Below are 13,597 nucleotides of genomic sequence, written 5' to 3' on the forward strand. Positions count from 1 at the left end.
GTTCACGACGGCAGTTGGACCGTCAGAAGCTGCCGGCAGTCCCATAGGACTCGGAGCCCGTCCCGTCGCCCCAAGCGAACGTGCGAGAGTCCTTGCCCGGCCGACCGCTGTGGCGGCTCAGGATGCGGGCGAGTTCGCGATCGGGATAGGCGCCGAAGCCGCCGAGGGCCACCGCGCCCGCCGCACCGGAAACGAGGCTTTGATCCGTTTCCGCCTCGGCCAGCACCTCACGGCCCGCGGAGGTCGTCCTGCCTTCGTAGTCGGTCCGGCCGAGCCGGAGGGTGACGATCAGCAGGGTCAGTGCGACGACGAGAAGCGCGATCAAGACCCAGGTGCCGCCGGTGGCGATCCACCGGACCGTCCCGATCCCCAGAAGAACCGCGTGGACGGCGGCGGTGATCCTCCACGTGAACCGTCGTCGTCCTTCCGCGACCACCAGGCCGCGGCGGCCCAAGTCGGCCCACAGCGCCCGCATCGCGGGCCCACGGCTCATCCACGCCCGCAGCCGGTAGTCCGGTATCACGGAGAGCGCACCGGAGAGCTCCAGCCCCAGCGGATCGACCGGGACCAGCGGGGTGCGGTAGAGCCTGCCCGAACGGCCGAGCCGGGCCTGTTCGCGTTCGAGCATCGCGGCGACCACCGTTTCGGTGACCCGCGAGGTGCCGCCCGCCAAGGCTGCCACATGCCGCACGCTCGGCAGCCTGCCGCCGTCGTGGAAGCCGCGCCGGAGCCAAAGCGCGTGAAGCCCCGCGATGGCGAAGGGGAGCGCGATGGCCAAGCCGTACAGCCAAGCGAATTCCGGTCCCGGGATGCCCCAGGTTTCAGCCACCGCAACCACCTCCGCCACCGCTGCTGCTACCGCACGAAGAGCCGCCACCACCGCACGAGGAGCCGACGGCGTACGACGCGCCTCCGCCGCAGGTGCTCGCCGAGCCGGCGAACAACCTGGCCCTCGTACCGCCGGTCTTGATCAGCGTGACCGCGACGACCCGGTCAGGGAAGGCCTGCAACCCGTGAAGGGCGACCTTCCCGGCCGCCGAGCCGGCCAGAGCGCGGTCCCAATCGCCGAAACGGAGCGCCAGACCGGCCGCGGCGGTCGCCCGGCCCGAACGGTCCGGCCATTGCCGCCATACGGCAAGGCCGATCGCGCCGGCCACACCGACGATCAGGACGACGAGGACGCCGACCGGCCGCTTCAGCGGTACGGCGTTCGCCAGCCTCGCGATCCCCATCGCGAAGATGGCCACGTACGCGGCGATCGCGTACTGCCAGCCCTTCCGGCGGCGGTTCTCGTGGACCAGCAGGCCTCGCTGCTCCAGATCGGCGCGCAGTTCCCGGACGACCTCGTGCCGTGCCATCTTCGAGCGCAGCTCGCGCAGGCCGGTCCCGTGGCCGTGCACGAGCAGGACGATCGCGCGTTCGAACGGATCGGCCGGGACCGGTTTGACCGGGTGCAGGATGCCGCGGCCGTCGGGCCGCAGGAAGTGCCGGTCGAGCAGACCGGCGACGGCCGTGTCGGTGACCCGCTCGACACCGTCGGCCAGCGCGGCCAGGTGATAGAGGCCGGGCACCGTCCTGGCGCCGGTGTCGCGACGCAGCCACAGTTCGTGCGCCACGGCGAACGCGATCGGCAGTACGGCACAGACTCCGTACAGCCAGGCGAAAGCCGGTCCGGAGATTCCCCAAGGTTCGTTCATGAAGACACCGCCCTCCCCAACGCTGTTCCTGTGCAACGGGAACGCGTCAAGGAGGGCGGCGGTTGGCTTCGTTCGGTTACGACTCGGGAACGAGCGTCAGCGAGATCGAGTTGATGCAGTACCGCTGATCCGTCGGCGTGTCATAGCCCTCGCCTTCGAAGACGTGCCCGAGGTGGCTGTGGCACGACTTGCACAGCACCTCGATCCGGCGCATCCCCATGGCGGTGTCCTCCCGGAGGAGGACGGCGTCGGTGTCGGCCGGGTCGTAGAACGACGGCCAGCCACAATGGCTCTCGAATTTCGTGTCACTGCGGAACAGTTCGGCGCCACAGGCCCGGCACTGGTAGACACCGGTGGTCTTGGTGTCGGTGTACTCCCCGGTGAAGGGGCGCTCGGTGCCCGCCTTGCGAAGCACGGCGTACTCGTCGGGACTGAGCTGCTCCCGCCATTCCTGCTCGGATTTGACCACGCGCGGCGTGGCTCCGACAACGGGTTTCATGCCTTTCACCGGTTCCACGTTACCCCGCGAGCCACGCGATGGCCCGGCCGATGATGTCCCATGCGGTGACCATCACGCCGAGCACGATGAGGACCACGACGAGTGCCGAAATCCACCAGCGCAGCCCGCCGAGCCGGTTGCTGGAGTCGGCGAAATCGGAGACACCGTCGAGGCAGGCTTCGACGGTGAAGTTCGGGCCGCAGCGTTCGATGCGGTCCAGATGCTCGGCGAAGGCACGGGCTTCGGGATCGTACGGGTCGAGGCCTACCAGGTCCTCGTCGAAACGAGGATTCTGGCCAGGTCCGAAAGGTCCGCTATCGGCCATGGAGCAACAGTAAGCCACGATCGGCGATTGGCCTACCACCAGCGAGGCGGGTCTCACCACCGCCACGCTGCGTCAGTTGCCGAGTACTCGCGTGTCGGCGTCGATGAAGTACTGCCCGCCGACCTGGACCACGCGCAGCGCCGGACGCGGGCCGCCGTTGATCGTGATGTTCATGTCGATCGATCCGTCGGGGTTCCCGCCGCCGCTGTCTGCTCGCGCCTTCTCCGAGCCGGTGACCTTGTGAGCGGCCCAATAATCGGTGAAAGCCTGCTCCGATCCGTACACGGCCTTCGCGGCGTCAGTGAGCTTGTTCCAGCTCGCGGACGTGCCGATCTTGCCCGTGTCGAAGAAGTCCAGAAGGAAGGTGCCCACGCTCGAGTAGCTCGTGACCTTTTCGCTCGGGGTCTTACCCAAGCCGGCCGGCGCGGGACGCGACGAAGACGGGGCACTCGACTTGGGCGCGGACACGCCGGGCTGTGGGTTCGCCCCGGTGTTGTCGCCCGCCTGGTTGTTGGCGCCGTTGCCCGAATTCAGCGCCAGGAACACGATCACGGCGATCACCACGACCGCGGCACCGGCGCCGGCGAACAGGACGGCCTTGCGTTTGGCGTCGGTCGGCTTCGCCGGGGACGGCCGCATCGGGGCGGCCGCGGACGGCGGCGGGCTCATCGCGGCGACCGGCCGCGGCGGCGTGTTCGGCGGGGCGGACGGCGAGCGCATCGGGATGAAGGCGGCCGTCGGCGTGTGTGTCTTGGTGGGCGGAGGAGCCGTCGCGGCGGACTGCGCCGGCCTGTCGGTCCGCTGCCACGGCGGCCGGTCTCCGCCGGGGATGCCGTGCCCCGGGGTGTCGGGCACGGCGGGCTGTCTACCGCCGCCCGCTCCGAAGAGCCGCGGCGACGCCGCCGTGCCCGCGGCGGATTCGCTCGCCGCCAGCGCGGCGAGGCGCTCACAGGCTTCGGCCATGGTCGGGCGTTCGGTCGGCTCGGTGCGCAGGAGGCTCATCAGCAGCGCCGTCGCGGGGCCCGCCTGCTGCGGCGGGTTGATCTGCCCGTTCGCGGCCGCGTACAGCAGCGCCAGCTGGTTGGAGCTGTTCCCGTACGGGGTCTGGCCCTCGATCGCCTGGTAGAGCGTCGCGCCGAGCGCGAAGACGTCGGAGCTGGGCACCGGGTCCGAGCCGCGCGCCAGCTCGGGCGCGAGGTACGCCGGAGTGCCGCCGATCAGGCCGGTCTGGGTGAGCGTCATGTCACCGGCGGCGCGGGAAATGCCGAAGTCGGTGATCTTCGCGGTACCGGCCTCGTCGATCAGGATGTTGCCCGGTTTGACGTCACGGTGCACGATCCCGGCGCGATGCGCGGCGACCAGCGCCGACGCGACCTGCTCGCCGATCTTCGCGACGCGTCCCAGCGGCAGCGTGCCTTCCTCGGAGATGATCGCCGAGAGGCTCGGGCCGTTCAGGTACTCCATCACCAGGCAGGGATCGCCGCCGTGCTCGGCGATGTCGAACACCACGATCGCGTTCGGATGCTGGAAACGGGCCGCGTTCTTCGCCTCGCGCATGGCGCGCTGGCGCATGTTGTCGCGTTCGGCCTCGGAGACACCCGGCTGCGGGAGGATCTGCTTGACCGCCACCGAGCGCTCGAGGCGGACATCGATGGCACGCCAGACCACCCCCATGGCACCGCTACCAATTTGCTCGACCAGGCGGTAGTGCCCAGCGATCAGCTGACCGGTGTCGATGGCGACTGCTCCTGACACATTCTTTGACGAACACATCCCGGGTGATGGTGGCGTTACGCGACCTGACAGGTCCCGCGCACCCGATCGAGTGTAGCGGGCGGCGGTTTCGGCTCCCCGTCAGCTCGCCGGTGCGGAGGCGGGCAATTCTTCCTCATCGCTCGTTCCGGGCATCGGACGGGCTTTCCGCCGGAAGACCTTGAGTAACCCGATGGCCCCCGCCGCGGCGAACACGGCGTAACAGATCAGCAGGGCGGGCGGGGTTTCCCCGGTCAGCGCGTCGCCGAGGACGACGACCGCGATCGTGCCGGGGAGGCTGCCGAGCGCGGTCCCGATCAGATACGGAGCGAAACGAACCGATGACACTCCGCACAGGTAACTGAACGGAGCGAACGGCACCATCGGGATCAGCCGCAAGGAGGTGATCGCCAGCACCCCGCCGTCGGAAAGCCGGTCGTTGACCGCGCGAACCTTCGCCCGGTGCAGGTGCCGGGTGACCAGATCGCGGCCGAGTGCTCTCGAAAGGGTGAACGAGAGCGCGGAGGCGACGATGGTCGCCAGGATGCCGACGACGATGCCCGTCGTGGCACCGAGCAACAGCCCGCCCGCCAGGTTGAACACGGTGCGGGGGATCGGCGCGACCGTCAGTACCGAATAGACCAGGAAGAACACCAGCGGAGTGGCCGGGCCGGTCTCGGCGGCCCAGGCGCGGAGCCCGGCCGGGCTCGGGATCGGCAGCAGGACCGCGGCCGCCACGAAGAGGGCGAGCACGGTGAGCGCGAGGATTAATTTGGTACGGCCGGACACTGCGTCAACCGTACGGTATCCGCCGTGATCGATACCGAGGCGCTGCGGACGCAGCCCGAACTCACCGGCGAGAACGTCGTGCTCACCCAGCTCGACGAGACGTACTTCGAGACCGCGTGGAAAGCCCTGCAAGAGCCGGAATCCATCCGGCTGACCGGCACCCACGCCCAGTTCACCCCCGAGCAGATCCGGGACTGGCTGGCCGGACGGCCGGGGCTCGACGATCGCGCGGATTACGCGATCGTGTGTAAGGGCGACCGCGTGCACGTCGGCGATCTGGCGCTCACCGACGTCGACAAGGACAACCGCTCCGGGGCCTTCCGGATCGCGCTGAACGGCCCGGAGTTCTTCGGCAAGGGCTACGGCACCGAGGCGACCAAGCTGGTCTTGGACTACGCGTTCGACGTCGTCGGCCTGCACCGTGTCTCGCTCGAGGTCTTCGACTACAACCCGCGAGCCCAGCGTGCGTACGAGAAGGCCGGGTTCGTCCGTGAAGGGCTCCAGCGGGAAGCGCTGTGGTGGGACGGCGAGTGGCATGACGTCATCACGATGGCCGTTCTGGGGACCGATCCCCGGCCCTGATCGGCGATACGGTGTGCGCATGCCCAAGAACGGTGAGCCGATCGAGGTCGAGGCAGGCGAGCGCAAGGTCCGGGTGTCCAGCCCGGACAAGGTGTACTTCCCGGCCAGGGGGATCACCAAGCGCCAGGTGGTGGAGCACTACGTCGCGGTCGGCGAGCCGCTGCTGCGCGCGATCGGGGAGCGGCCGACGACGCTGAAGCGCTATGTCGACGGCGTCGAGGGCGACTGGTTCTACGCCAAGCGCGTGCCGAAGGGCGCCCCGGAGTGGGTGGAGACCGCGAAGATCACCTTCCCGTCGGGCCGGACGGCGGAGGAGGTCTGTCCGACCGAGCCCGCGGTGTTCGCCTGGGCGGCGAACCTCGGCACCTTCGACTTCCACCCGTGGCCGGTGCGGCGGCCCGACGTCGATCATCCCGACGAACTCCGCATCGACGTCGACCCGCCCGACGAGGCCGGGTTCTCCGACGCGGTCGAGGTCGCCGCCGTGGTGCGTGAGGTCCTCGATTCGGCGGGGCTGGTGGGCTACCCGAAGACCTCGGGTGGCCGCGGTGTGCACGTCCTGGTGCGGATCCGGCCGGAGTGGGACTTCATCGACGTCCGGCACGCGGTGATCGCGCTGGGCCGCGAGGTCGAGCGTCGGATCCCGGAGAAGGCGACCATCGCGTGGTGGAAGGAAGAACGCGGCGGCCGGGTGTTCGTCGACTACAACCAGGCCGCGCGTGACCGCACGGTGGCGTCGGCCTGGTCGGTCCGCGGCACTCCGCGCGCGACGGTGTCGATGCCGCTCACCTGGGACCTGCTGACCGAAGTGGACCCGGACGACTTCGACGTCCTCACCGCGGGTGCCTTCTTCGCCGAGCGCGGTGACCTGCACGCGCCGATGGACGAGCGGGCGTTCGGCATCGAGACCCTGCTGGAGTGGTACGCGCGGGACGAACGCGACCATGGTCTCGGCGAGATGCCGTATCCGCCGGACTACCCGAAGATGCCGGGCGAGCCTAAGCGCGTCCAGCCCAGCAAGGCGCGGGACGACACTTAGGCCTTTCGGCTTTCGCGACCCGGGAACGCGTTTCGTGACGACCTGTGCGTTCTCGGTGACCGATTCGTACCGGCGATGGTTTCTTCCTTCTTTTTGCTCGCAGTGTGATTGCGCTTTCGTGTCGATCGAGAAACCAGTCACCGTCACGCGGTGGATCGATACGAGACTGTGTGACGCACGGGACCCGGCCGTAACGCCGGGCTTCCTGCCAGCGACATTTCCCTCCGAACACTAGGCTGGGGGAGGACGAAGGAGTACCCGTGGACGACCTGATCGCCTTTCTCGCCGCGCGTGTGGGGCAACGCCAGGCGTTGATCATGCAGGCGGTCAAGAAAACCGAGATCAACGAATCGCTCAATCGTGGTGAGACCAAGGTCGTCATCGAAAAGAAGATCCGTTCGATGAACGACATCGAACTCGACACGGTCAACCAGATGATCAACGAGATCGAGGCGACCCGGCGCCTCCTGCAGGCGCACCGCACCACGGTTTCCGAGAAGGTCCCGGGGTTCCCCTTGTACGGCAACGAGTACTGGTGCGAGACGTGCCACGTCCCCGCCGACGAGGCCGGGACGAACTGGTGCCTCACCCTGCGGCTGCTGGCACTGCCGCACGCCGATCACCCGGACTACAGCGAGCGCTGGCGCCCCTGATCGGGGAATGCCCGCCGGGTCCGGTCGCGTTGACCCGAGGGTGATCACGCTTTCGGTACTGGACCGGTCTCCGACCCGCCGCGGCGGCGACGCGCCTCGCGCCTTGCGGGACACGGTCGCCTTCGCGCGGGACATCGAAGCACTGGGCTATCACCGGTTCTGGGTCTCGGAACATCACAGCGTGCCCGGCGTCGCCGGCTCGGCGCCCACGGTGCTGGCGGCCGCGGTCGCCTCGGCGACGGAACGGATCCGGGTCGGCACTGGCGGCGTGATGCTGCCGAACCACCGGCCGCTCGTGGTCGCGGAACAGTTCGGTGTGCTCGAATCGCTCTTCCCCGGCCGGATCGACATGGGGCTGGGCCGGTCGGTCGGGTTCACCGGCGGCGTCCGGCAGGCGCTCGGGCACGAGAAGGACGACGCCGACCGCTTCGGCGACCAGGTCCGGGAACTGCTGGGCTTCCTTACGGGCGACCAGACCGCGTATCCGGGCGTGCACGCCATTCCTGCGGAAGGCCTGCGCGTGCCCGCCTTTCTGCTGGCCACCGGTGCCGGGGCGAAGCTGGCCGCGGAACTGGGGCTGCCGCTGGTGATCGCGCCGGTCCGGGGAGAAGGGCCGTTGCTCGAAGCCATCGAGGGCTATCGCTCCGGCTTCCGGCCTTCCGCGCAGGCTTCGCGACCGTATGTCGTGGTGTCCACGGCGATCGCGGTCGCCGAGACGGCCGAACGGGCGCGCCGGTTGCTGATCCCCGAAGCGTGGTCGACCGTCTACTCGCGCACGCACGGCGTGTTCCCGCCGCTTTCGCCAGTGGAGGAGATCCTCGCCGGGCCGCTGTCGGACCGCGATCGGGAGCGGCTGGACCGGGCGCTCGACGGTCAGCTCTTCGGCACCCCCGACGAGGTGGGTGACCGGCTCGCCGACCTCGTCGCGAAGACCGGCGCCGACGAGATCCTGGTGACCACCAGTACTTTCGACCAGTCGGAGCGGCTGGATTCCTATCGTGGACTGGCCGAGGTCGCGGGATTACGCGGCCTCGCCGCCGTGTCGTGACTCCGCGCCGCAAGTAGGTGACTAATTGCGGGTGGGAAAACCCTAGAGGCGCAACAGAAGCTGGGTGAGCATGCGCTGCGCGGGGTCGTCCAGATCGATGCCGGACACCTCGCCGGCGCGGCGCACCCGGTAGCGGACCGTGTTCGGATGGATGTTCAGCTCGCGTGCCGCCTTCCGGACGTCGCCGAAGGCGTCGAGGTAGGCCAGTACCGCGGGCACCAGGATGCCGCCGTGCTCGGCGTCGTGCGCGACCAGTTCGGCCAGCCGCGGATCGCGGATCCTCGGTTGCTCGCTCAGGAAAGCGAGCACCTCCGAGAGCAGGACCTCGGCGCGGACGTCGGCCAGCGAGGCGACGTCCGCTGTCCCGTGCCCGCGCGCCATCGTCGCCAGCACGCGGTCGGCGTCGCCACGCGACGCCGCCGCGTCGGAGAGACGCGGCACGACACCGCCCAGCGCCGCGCGCACCCGGACGTCGAGATGTCGTTGCGCGGTGCCGACGATTTCCTTGGCCAGCGCCAGGATCCGTGTCTCGGCGTGCTCGGGGAGGTCGGGAAGGAGCGCGTAGACGCGGCCGCCGATCACACTCACCAGCGCGCTGCGCCGGTACGCGGCGGTGTGCACGGTGATCAGGTGCACCAGTTCCGCCCGGCGCAGCTGCCGGTCGGTCGCGGCGCGGTCTCGGGGGAGCGAGAACCCCAGTACCATCGCGGGTTTCCCGGGATCCGCGCCGATGTCGTCGGCGACGGATTCCACGTCGAGACGGCCGTCGAGCAGGCCGGCCAGCAGATCTTCGCGCAACCGGAGTTCCGGGCTGGGCAAGGTCCGGTGCCGGATCAGCTGCGGCGCGAGCGCCCGGCTCGCGCCGAGCAAGGCGACTTCCGCGCTTTCGGTGAGCGGATGCGCGCCCTCCTGGACCCAGATGGTGCCGAGCGGCTGCGACCCGGCGTGGATGCCTGCCGCGATCCGCCGCCGGATGCCGAGATCGGGCCGCTCGTCGATGCGGACGATGCCCTCCCCGGCGCGAAGCCGCTGGTAGACCCCCCATTCGCGCAGCATCGCGAGATACCGTTCCGGACCTTCGCGGCCGAGGATCGAGAGCCTGCGCAGTTCGTCCACCTCGTCGCCCGCCCGCGAGTAGGCCAGGACGCGACTGGCGGTGTCCTCGATGCTGACGAGGCCACCGGTCAGCGTCGCGATGGTCTGCGCGAGCGAGAACAGGTCGCCGAGCACCTCGCCGCTGTCCGCCTCGCCACCCGCGCGGGCCGCGTCGACGACGCCCCTGGCCAACGCCTCGACCTGCTCCCAGCGTGCTTCGTGGCCGACCTCGATCAGCGCGATCCCCGCGTCGGCCGCGACGTTCACCACGGCCATGCCGTTCTTGACCGCGACGGCGGCCGCGCCGGACCGTCCCGCCGCCCGGATCGCCCCCGCGGCGGAGCGTCCGCGAGCTCCGATCACCAGGACGAGGTCACCCGGATGGGCGTCGGGCGGATCCTCCGGATCGTGGATGACGACGTCGTCCACGCCGACGCCGAGCCCGTTCGGCGCCGCGAGCACCCTGACCAGCGGTTCCCCGAGCGTGGCGAGGACGTGCCGCAGGGAGGCGCCAGGGGTTGTCTGAGTGGTCAGGGAGGACACCGTCATCACCGATTAGGCCGATCGGACAAGATGGTCACCCTGATTCTAGCCAGTCGAACAAGCCGTTGGCGTGCTGTCCGGTCTACCGTTCGGGGTGAGACCTCTACCCGGCGAAGTGCAGTCAGGAGCAGTCAGTGGACGCCGTGACCCAGACCCCCGCCCCGAAGAACGAGCCGGTGCTGAACTACGCACCGGGCAGCGCTGAGCGCGCTGAAATCGAGGGCGCGCTCAAGTTGCTGGGCAACGCCGACCCCATCGACATCACCGCGACGATCGGTGGTGAGCAGCGCAAGGGCGGCGGCGAGAAGATCGACGTCGTCCAGCCGCACAACCACAAGGCGGTGCTGGGCGTCATCCACAGCGCGACCGCGCAGGACACCCACGACGCGATCGCCGCGGCCAAGGCCGCCGCCCCCGGCTGGCGCGCGCTGTCCTTCGACGACCGCGCCGCGATCATCCTGCGTGCCGCCGACCTGCTGGCCGGCCCGTGGCGTGCCAAGCTGAACGCCGCCACCATGCTCGGCCAGTCGAAGACCGCCTTCCAGGCCGAGATCGACTCCGCCTGCGAGCTGATCGACTTCTGGCGGTTCAACGTCGCCTTCGGCCGTCAGATCCTCGCCGAGCAGCCGGTCAGCTCGCCCGGTATCTGGAACCGGATGGAGCACCGCCCGCTCGAGGGCTTCGTGTACGCCATCACCCCGTTCAACTTCACCGCGATCTCCGGCAACCTGCCGACCGCGCCCGCGCTGATGGGCAACGTCGTGCTGTGGAAGCCGTCGCCGACGCAGAGCTACGCCGCGCACATGCTGATGCGGCTGCTCGAAGAGGCCGGTATGCCGCCGGGTGTCATCAACCTGCTCCCGGGTGACGGCAAGGCCGTCTCCGAGGTCGCCCTGACCCACCGCGACCTGGCCGGCATCCACTTCACCGGTTCCACCGCGACCTTCCAGCACCTGTGGGCCACCGTCGGCGCCAACATCTCCGGCTACCGCACGTACCCGCGCCTGGTCGGCGAGACCGGCGGCAAGGACTTCGTGCTCGCGCACGCCTCCGCCGACGTCGATATCCTGCGCACCGCGCTGATCCGCGGCGCCTTCGAGTACCAGGGCCAGAAGTGCTCGGCCGCGTCCCGCGCCTACGTCCCGCGTTCGCTCTGGGCGAGCCTGAAAGACGAGCTGGTCTCCGAGACCGAAGCCATCACCTACGGCGACGTCAACGACCTGGACAACTTCGGTGGCGCCGTGATCGACCGCCGCGCCTTCGACAAGCACGCGGCCGTGTTGAAGAGCGCCGCCGAGGACGCCGAGATCGACGTCATCGCCGGTGGCACCGCGGACGACAGCGTCGGCTACTTCGTGCGCCCGACGATCCTGGTTTCGGACAACCCGGAGCACGAGATCTTCCGCACCGAGTACTTCGGCCCGATCCTCGCGCTGCACGTCTATGAGGACGAGGACTTCGACAAGGTCCTGAAGCTGGTGGACGAGACCGCCGACTACGCGCTCACCGGCGCGGTCATCGCGAACGACCGCACGGCCGTCGCGAAGGCGGCCGAGGCGCTGCGCTTCGCCGCCGGCAACTTCTACGTCAACGACAAGCCGACCGGTGCGGTCGTCGGCCAGCAGCCCTTCGGCGGTGCCCGCGCTTCCGGCACCAACGACAAGGCCGGTTCGGTGTTCAACCTGCTCCGCTGGACGAGCCCCCGCTCGATCAAGGAGACCTTCGTCCCGCCCACCAGCGTCCGCTACCCCCACCAGGGCTGAGTTCTCCAGGAGTCCGTGATGTTGCGTGCCCCGTTGCTCGCCGCCGCCCGATCCCGGCGGATGCGCAAGCTGGTCGAGGTCGTCCCCGCCACCCGATCGGTGGTGAGCCGGTTCGTCGCCGGTTCGAAGACGCCCGACGCCGCCCGGGTGGTCCGCGAACTGGCCGACGACGGCCTCCGGGTCACCCTCGACCACCTCGGCGAGGACACCACCGACGCCGAGCAGGCCGCGACGACCGTCCGCGCCTACGAGGAACTGCTGACCGCGCTCGCGGCCGACGGCCTCGCGTTCGGCGCGGACGTCTCGGTGAAGCTCTCCGCGGTCGGCCAGTTCCTGCCCGCCGAAGGCGAGAAGGTCGCGCTGGAGAACGCCCGCAAGATCTGCGCGGCGGCCGAAGCGGTCGGTGCCACGGTGACCCTCGACATGGAGGACCACACCACCACCGACTCGACGCTGGGCATCCTCAAGGAACTGCGCACCGAGTACCCCTGGGTCGGCGCGGTGCTGCAGGCCTACCTGCGGCGGACCGAACAGGACTGCCGCGACCTGGCGACCGAGGGTTCCCGCGTGCGGCTGTGCAAGGGCGCGTACGCCGAACCCGAAGAGGTCGCGTTCCAGGACAAGTCCGAAGTGGACAAGTCCTACGTGCGCTGCCTGAAGATCCTCATGCAGGGCAAGGGTTATCCGATGGTCGCCTCGCACGACCCGCGAATGATCGCGATCGCCGAGAAGCTCGCGATGGACGCGGACCGCAAGGCGGACGACCACGAGTTCCAGATGCTGTACGGGATCCGTCCCGAAGAGCAGCGCCGGATCGCGGGCGATGGCAAGACGATGCGCGTCTACGTCCCCTACGGCGACGAATGGTACGGCTATTTCATGCGCAGGCTGGCGGAACGCCCGGCGAACCTGGCGTTCTTCCTGCGCGGACTCGCCACCCGGGGCTGACCCGGCCCCCGGTGGCACTGTCCCGCTGAAAGACAAAGGGGCCCTACCCGGCGAAACCCGCCGGGTAGGGCCCCTTCTCCATGCTCGTCAGGCCTCCTGGGCCGCCTCTTCCTTGAGCTTGTCCATGTCGATGTCGCGCGCCTGCTGGATGAGGTCCTCCAGTGTCTTCTCCGGGAGCGCGCCCGGCTGCGCGTAGATGACCGTCTTGTCGCGGATCACCGCGAGCGTGGGGATCGAACGCACGTCGAAGGCCGCGGCCAGCTGCTGCTCGGCCTCGGTGTCGACGCTCGCGAAAACGATGTCGTCGTGATTGCCCGACACCTTCTCGTAGGTCGGCGCGAACTGGCGGCACGGCATGCACCAGCCCGCCCAGAAGTCGATGATCACGAAGTCGTTCTCCGACACGACCTGATCGAAGTTGGCGGCGGTCAGCTCCACTGTGCTCATGCCCGGCGTAACGAATCGGGCGCTACGCGCATTCCCGCGATTGCGCGTAGCGTCTCGGATGGAGCAACCCAGGTTTCGCAGGAGGCGCAGATGGCCGACGGTGACATCCTCAGCCGCATCGACGAGCTGGTCAGCGAGGAGCACGAACTCCGTTCGCGGGCGATCGGCACCGGGCTGAGCTCGGACGACCGGTCCCGGCTCGCGAGTGTGGAAGAGCAGCTGGACCAGTGCTGGGACCTGCTGCGGCAGCGGCGGGCGCGCGTGGAGTTCGACGAGGATCCGGACCAGGCTTCGGCACGGCCGATCGCCGAGGTGGAGTCTTACCGGCAGTAGCGGGCAGCCCCAACGCGGGTCAGGCCGGGCAGAGGGTCCCGGCGCGTGCAATGAAGGACGCTTTCATAGCAAAATTTGCTATGA

Annotated in this window: 15 protein-coding genes; 7 read left to right on the forward strand and 8 right to left on the reverse strand. The window is 69.3% G+C overall.

Annotated elements, in window-relative coordinates; genetic code table 11:
* Nucleotides 1-22: 22 nt before the first annotated feature.
* From DL991_RS02005 to DL991_RS02030, 6 genes are all read right to left on the reverse strand, one after another.
* Nucleotides 23-829: a TIGR04222 domain-containing membrane protein gene (locus DL991_RS02005; RefSeq protein ID WP_158634382.1), complete on the reverse strand. Its 807-nt coding sequence runs from the start codon at nucleotides 827-829 to the stop codon at nucleotides 23-25.
* Nucleotides 822-1,697: a TIGR04222 domain-containing membrane protein gene (locus DL991_RS02010; RefSeq protein ID WP_125780339.1), complete on the reverse strand. Its 876-nt coding sequence runs from the start codon at nucleotides 1,695-1,697 to the stop codon at nucleotides 822-824. The genes DL991_RS02005 and DL991_RS02010 overlap by 8 nt, the downstream gene beginning before the upstream one ends.
* A gap of 76 nt (nucleotides 1,698-1,773) precedes the next feature.
* A complete protein-coding gene (msrB, locus tag DL991_RS02015; RefSeq protein ID WP_125780342.1) occupies nucleotides 1,774-2,196 on the reverse strand; it encodes a peptide-methionine (R)-S-oxide reductase MsrB in 423 nt (140 codons plus the stop codon).
* Between the two features lie 19 nt (nucleotides 2,197-2,215).
* Entirely contained in the window at nucleotides 2,216-2,521 is a 306-nt protein-coding gene (locus DL991_RS02020) for a hypothetical protein (protein WP_125780344.1), read from the reverse strand.
* Nucleotides 2,522-2,593: 72 nt separating this feature from the next.
* Nucleotides 2,594-4,243 (reverse strand): serine/threonine-protein kinase, encoded by a 1,650-nt coding sequence (locus DL991_RS02025; RefSeq protein WP_255431340.1) that lies wholly within the window; start codon nucleotides 4,241-4,243, stop codon nucleotides 2,594-2,596.
* Nucleotides 4,244-4,375: 132 nt separating this feature from the next.
* Nucleotides 4,376-5,062 carry a TVP38/TMEM64 family protein gene (locus DL991_RS02030; RefSeq protein ID WP_125780348.1) on the reverse strand — a complete coding sequence of 229 codons (687 nt, stop codon included), beginning with the start codon at nucleotides 5,060-5,062 and terminating at the stop codon, nucleotides 4,376-4,378.
* 24 nt (nucleotides 5,063-5,086) lie between these two features.
* Here DL991_RS02030 and DL991_RS02035 point away from each other — a divergent pair, with 24 nt between their 5' ends.
* From DL991_RS02035 to DL991_RS02050, 4 genes are all read left to right on the forward strand, one after another.
* Complete coding sequence (locus tag DL991_RS02035; protein WP_125780350.1) at nucleotides 5,087-5,644, forward strand: GNAT family N-acetyltransferase; 558 nt, start codon at nucleotides 5,087-5,089, stop codon at nucleotides 5,642-5,644.
* 19 nt (nucleotides 5,645-5,663) lie between these two features.
* Complete coding sequence (locus tag DL991_RS02040) at nucleotides 5,664-6,683, forward strand: DNA polymerase domain-containing protein (protein ID WP_125780352.1); 1,020 nt, start codon at nucleotides 5,664-5,666, stop codon at nucleotides 6,681-6,683.
* Between the two features lie 260 nt (nucleotides 6,684-6,943).
* A complete protein-coding gene (locus DL991_RS02045; protein ID WP_125780354.1) occupies nucleotides 6,944-7,336 on the forward strand; it encodes a DUF6221 family protein in 393 nt (130 codons plus the stop codon).
* A 40-nt stretch (nucleotides 7,337-7,376) separates the two neighbouring features.
* Nucleotides 7,377-8,384 (forward strand): LLM class flavin-dependent oxidoreductase, encoded by a 1,008-nt coding sequence (locus DL991_RS02050; protein ID WP_233598639.1) that lies wholly within the window; start codon nucleotides 7,377-7,379, stop codon nucleotides 8,382-8,384.
* Nucleotides 8,385-8,426: 42 nt separating this feature from the next.
* Here the strand turns inward: DL991_RS02050 and DL991_RS02055 are convergent, their stop codons facing one another.
* Nucleotides 8,427-10,028: a CdaR family transcriptional regulator gene (locus DL991_RS02055; protein ID WP_125780358.1), complete on the reverse strand. Its 1,602-nt coding sequence runs from the start codon at nucleotides 10,026-10,028 to the stop codon at nucleotides 8,427-8,429.
* A 128-nt stretch (nucleotides 10,029-10,156) separates the two neighbouring features.
* Between DL991_RS02055 and pruA the strand changes: the two genes are divergently transcribed.
* Both pruA and DL991_RS02065 read left to right on the forward strand, forming a co-directional pair.
* Complete coding sequence (gene pruA / locus DL991_RS02060; RefSeq protein ID WP_125780360.1) at nucleotides 10,157-11,785, forward strand: L-glutamate gamma-semialdehyde dehydrogenase; 1,629 nt, start codon at nucleotides 10,157-10,159, stop codon at nucleotides 11,783-11,785.
* Between the two features lie 18 nt (nucleotides 11,786-11,803).
* The gene (locus DL991_RS02065; protein WP_125780362.1) at nucleotides 11,804-12,733 is read left to right on the forward strand and encodes a proline dehydrogenase family protein; all 930 of its coding nucleotides are present in this window, start codon (nucleotides 11,804-11,806) and stop codon (nucleotides 12,731-12,733) included.
* A gap of 87 nt (nucleotides 12,734-12,820) precedes the next feature.
* Here DL991_RS02065 and DL991_RS02070 read toward each other — a convergent pair whose 3' ends face one another.
* The gene (locus tag DL991_RS02070) at nucleotides 12,821-13,180 is read right to left on the reverse strand and encodes a co-chaperone YbbN (RefSeq protein ID WP_125780364.1); all 360 of its coding nucleotides are present in this window, start codon (nucleotides 13,178-13,180) and stop codon (nucleotides 12,821-12,823) included.
* A gap of 90 nt (nucleotides 13,181-13,270) precedes the next feature.
* Here DL991_RS02070 and DL991_RS02075 point away from each other — a divergent pair, with 90 nt between their 5' ends.
* Entirely contained in the window at nucleotides 13,271-13,513 is a 243-nt protein-coding gene (locus DL991_RS02075) for a DUF2630 family protein (protein ID WP_125780366.1), read from the forward strand.
* Nucleotides 13,514-13,597: the final 84 nt, after the last annotated feature.

It is taken from the genome of Amycolatopsis sp. WAC 01375, assembly GCF_003947325.1.
GTDB lineage: Bacteria > Actinomycetota > Actinomycetes > Mycobacteriales > Pseudonocardiaceae > Amycolatopsis.

What these genes read in the sequence shown, in the direction of transcription:
- msrB (WP_125780342.1), bottom strand. Translation starts at nt 2,196, where the DNA reads ATGAAACCCGTTGTCGGAGCCACGCCGCGCGTGGTCAAATCCGAGCAG.
- DL991_RS02055 (WP_125780358.1), bottom strand. Translation starts at nt 10,028, where the DNA reads ATGACGGTGTCCTCCCTGACCACTCAGACAACCCCTGGCGCCTCCCTG.
- DL991_RS02020 (WP_125780344.1), bottom strand. Translation starts at nt 2,521, where the DNA reads ATGGCCGATAGCGGACCTTTCGGACCTGGCCAGAATCCTCGTTTCGAC.
- DL991_RS02065 (WP_125780362.1), top strand. Translation starts at nt 11,804, where the DNA reads ATGTTGCGTGCCCCGTTGCTCGCCGCCGCCCGATCCCGGCGGATGCGC.
- DL991_RS02010 (WP_125780339.1), bottom strand. Translation starts at nt 1,697, where the DNA reads ATGAACGAACCTTGGGGAATCTCCGGACCGGCTTTCGCCTGGCTGTAC.
- DL991_RS02075 (WP_125780366.1), top strand. Translation starts at nt 13,271, where the DNA reads ATGGCCGACGGTGACATCCTCAGCCGCATCGACGAGCTGGTCAGCGAG.
- DL991_RS02070 (WP_125780364.1), bottom strand. Translation starts at nt 13,180, where the DNA reads ATGAGCACAGTGGAGCTGACCGCCGCCAACTTCGATCAGGTCGTGTCG.
- DL991_RS02040 (WP_125780352.1), top strand. Translation starts at nt 5,664, where the DNA reads ATGCCCAAGAACGGTGAGCCGATCGAGGTCGAGGCAGGCGAGCGCAAG.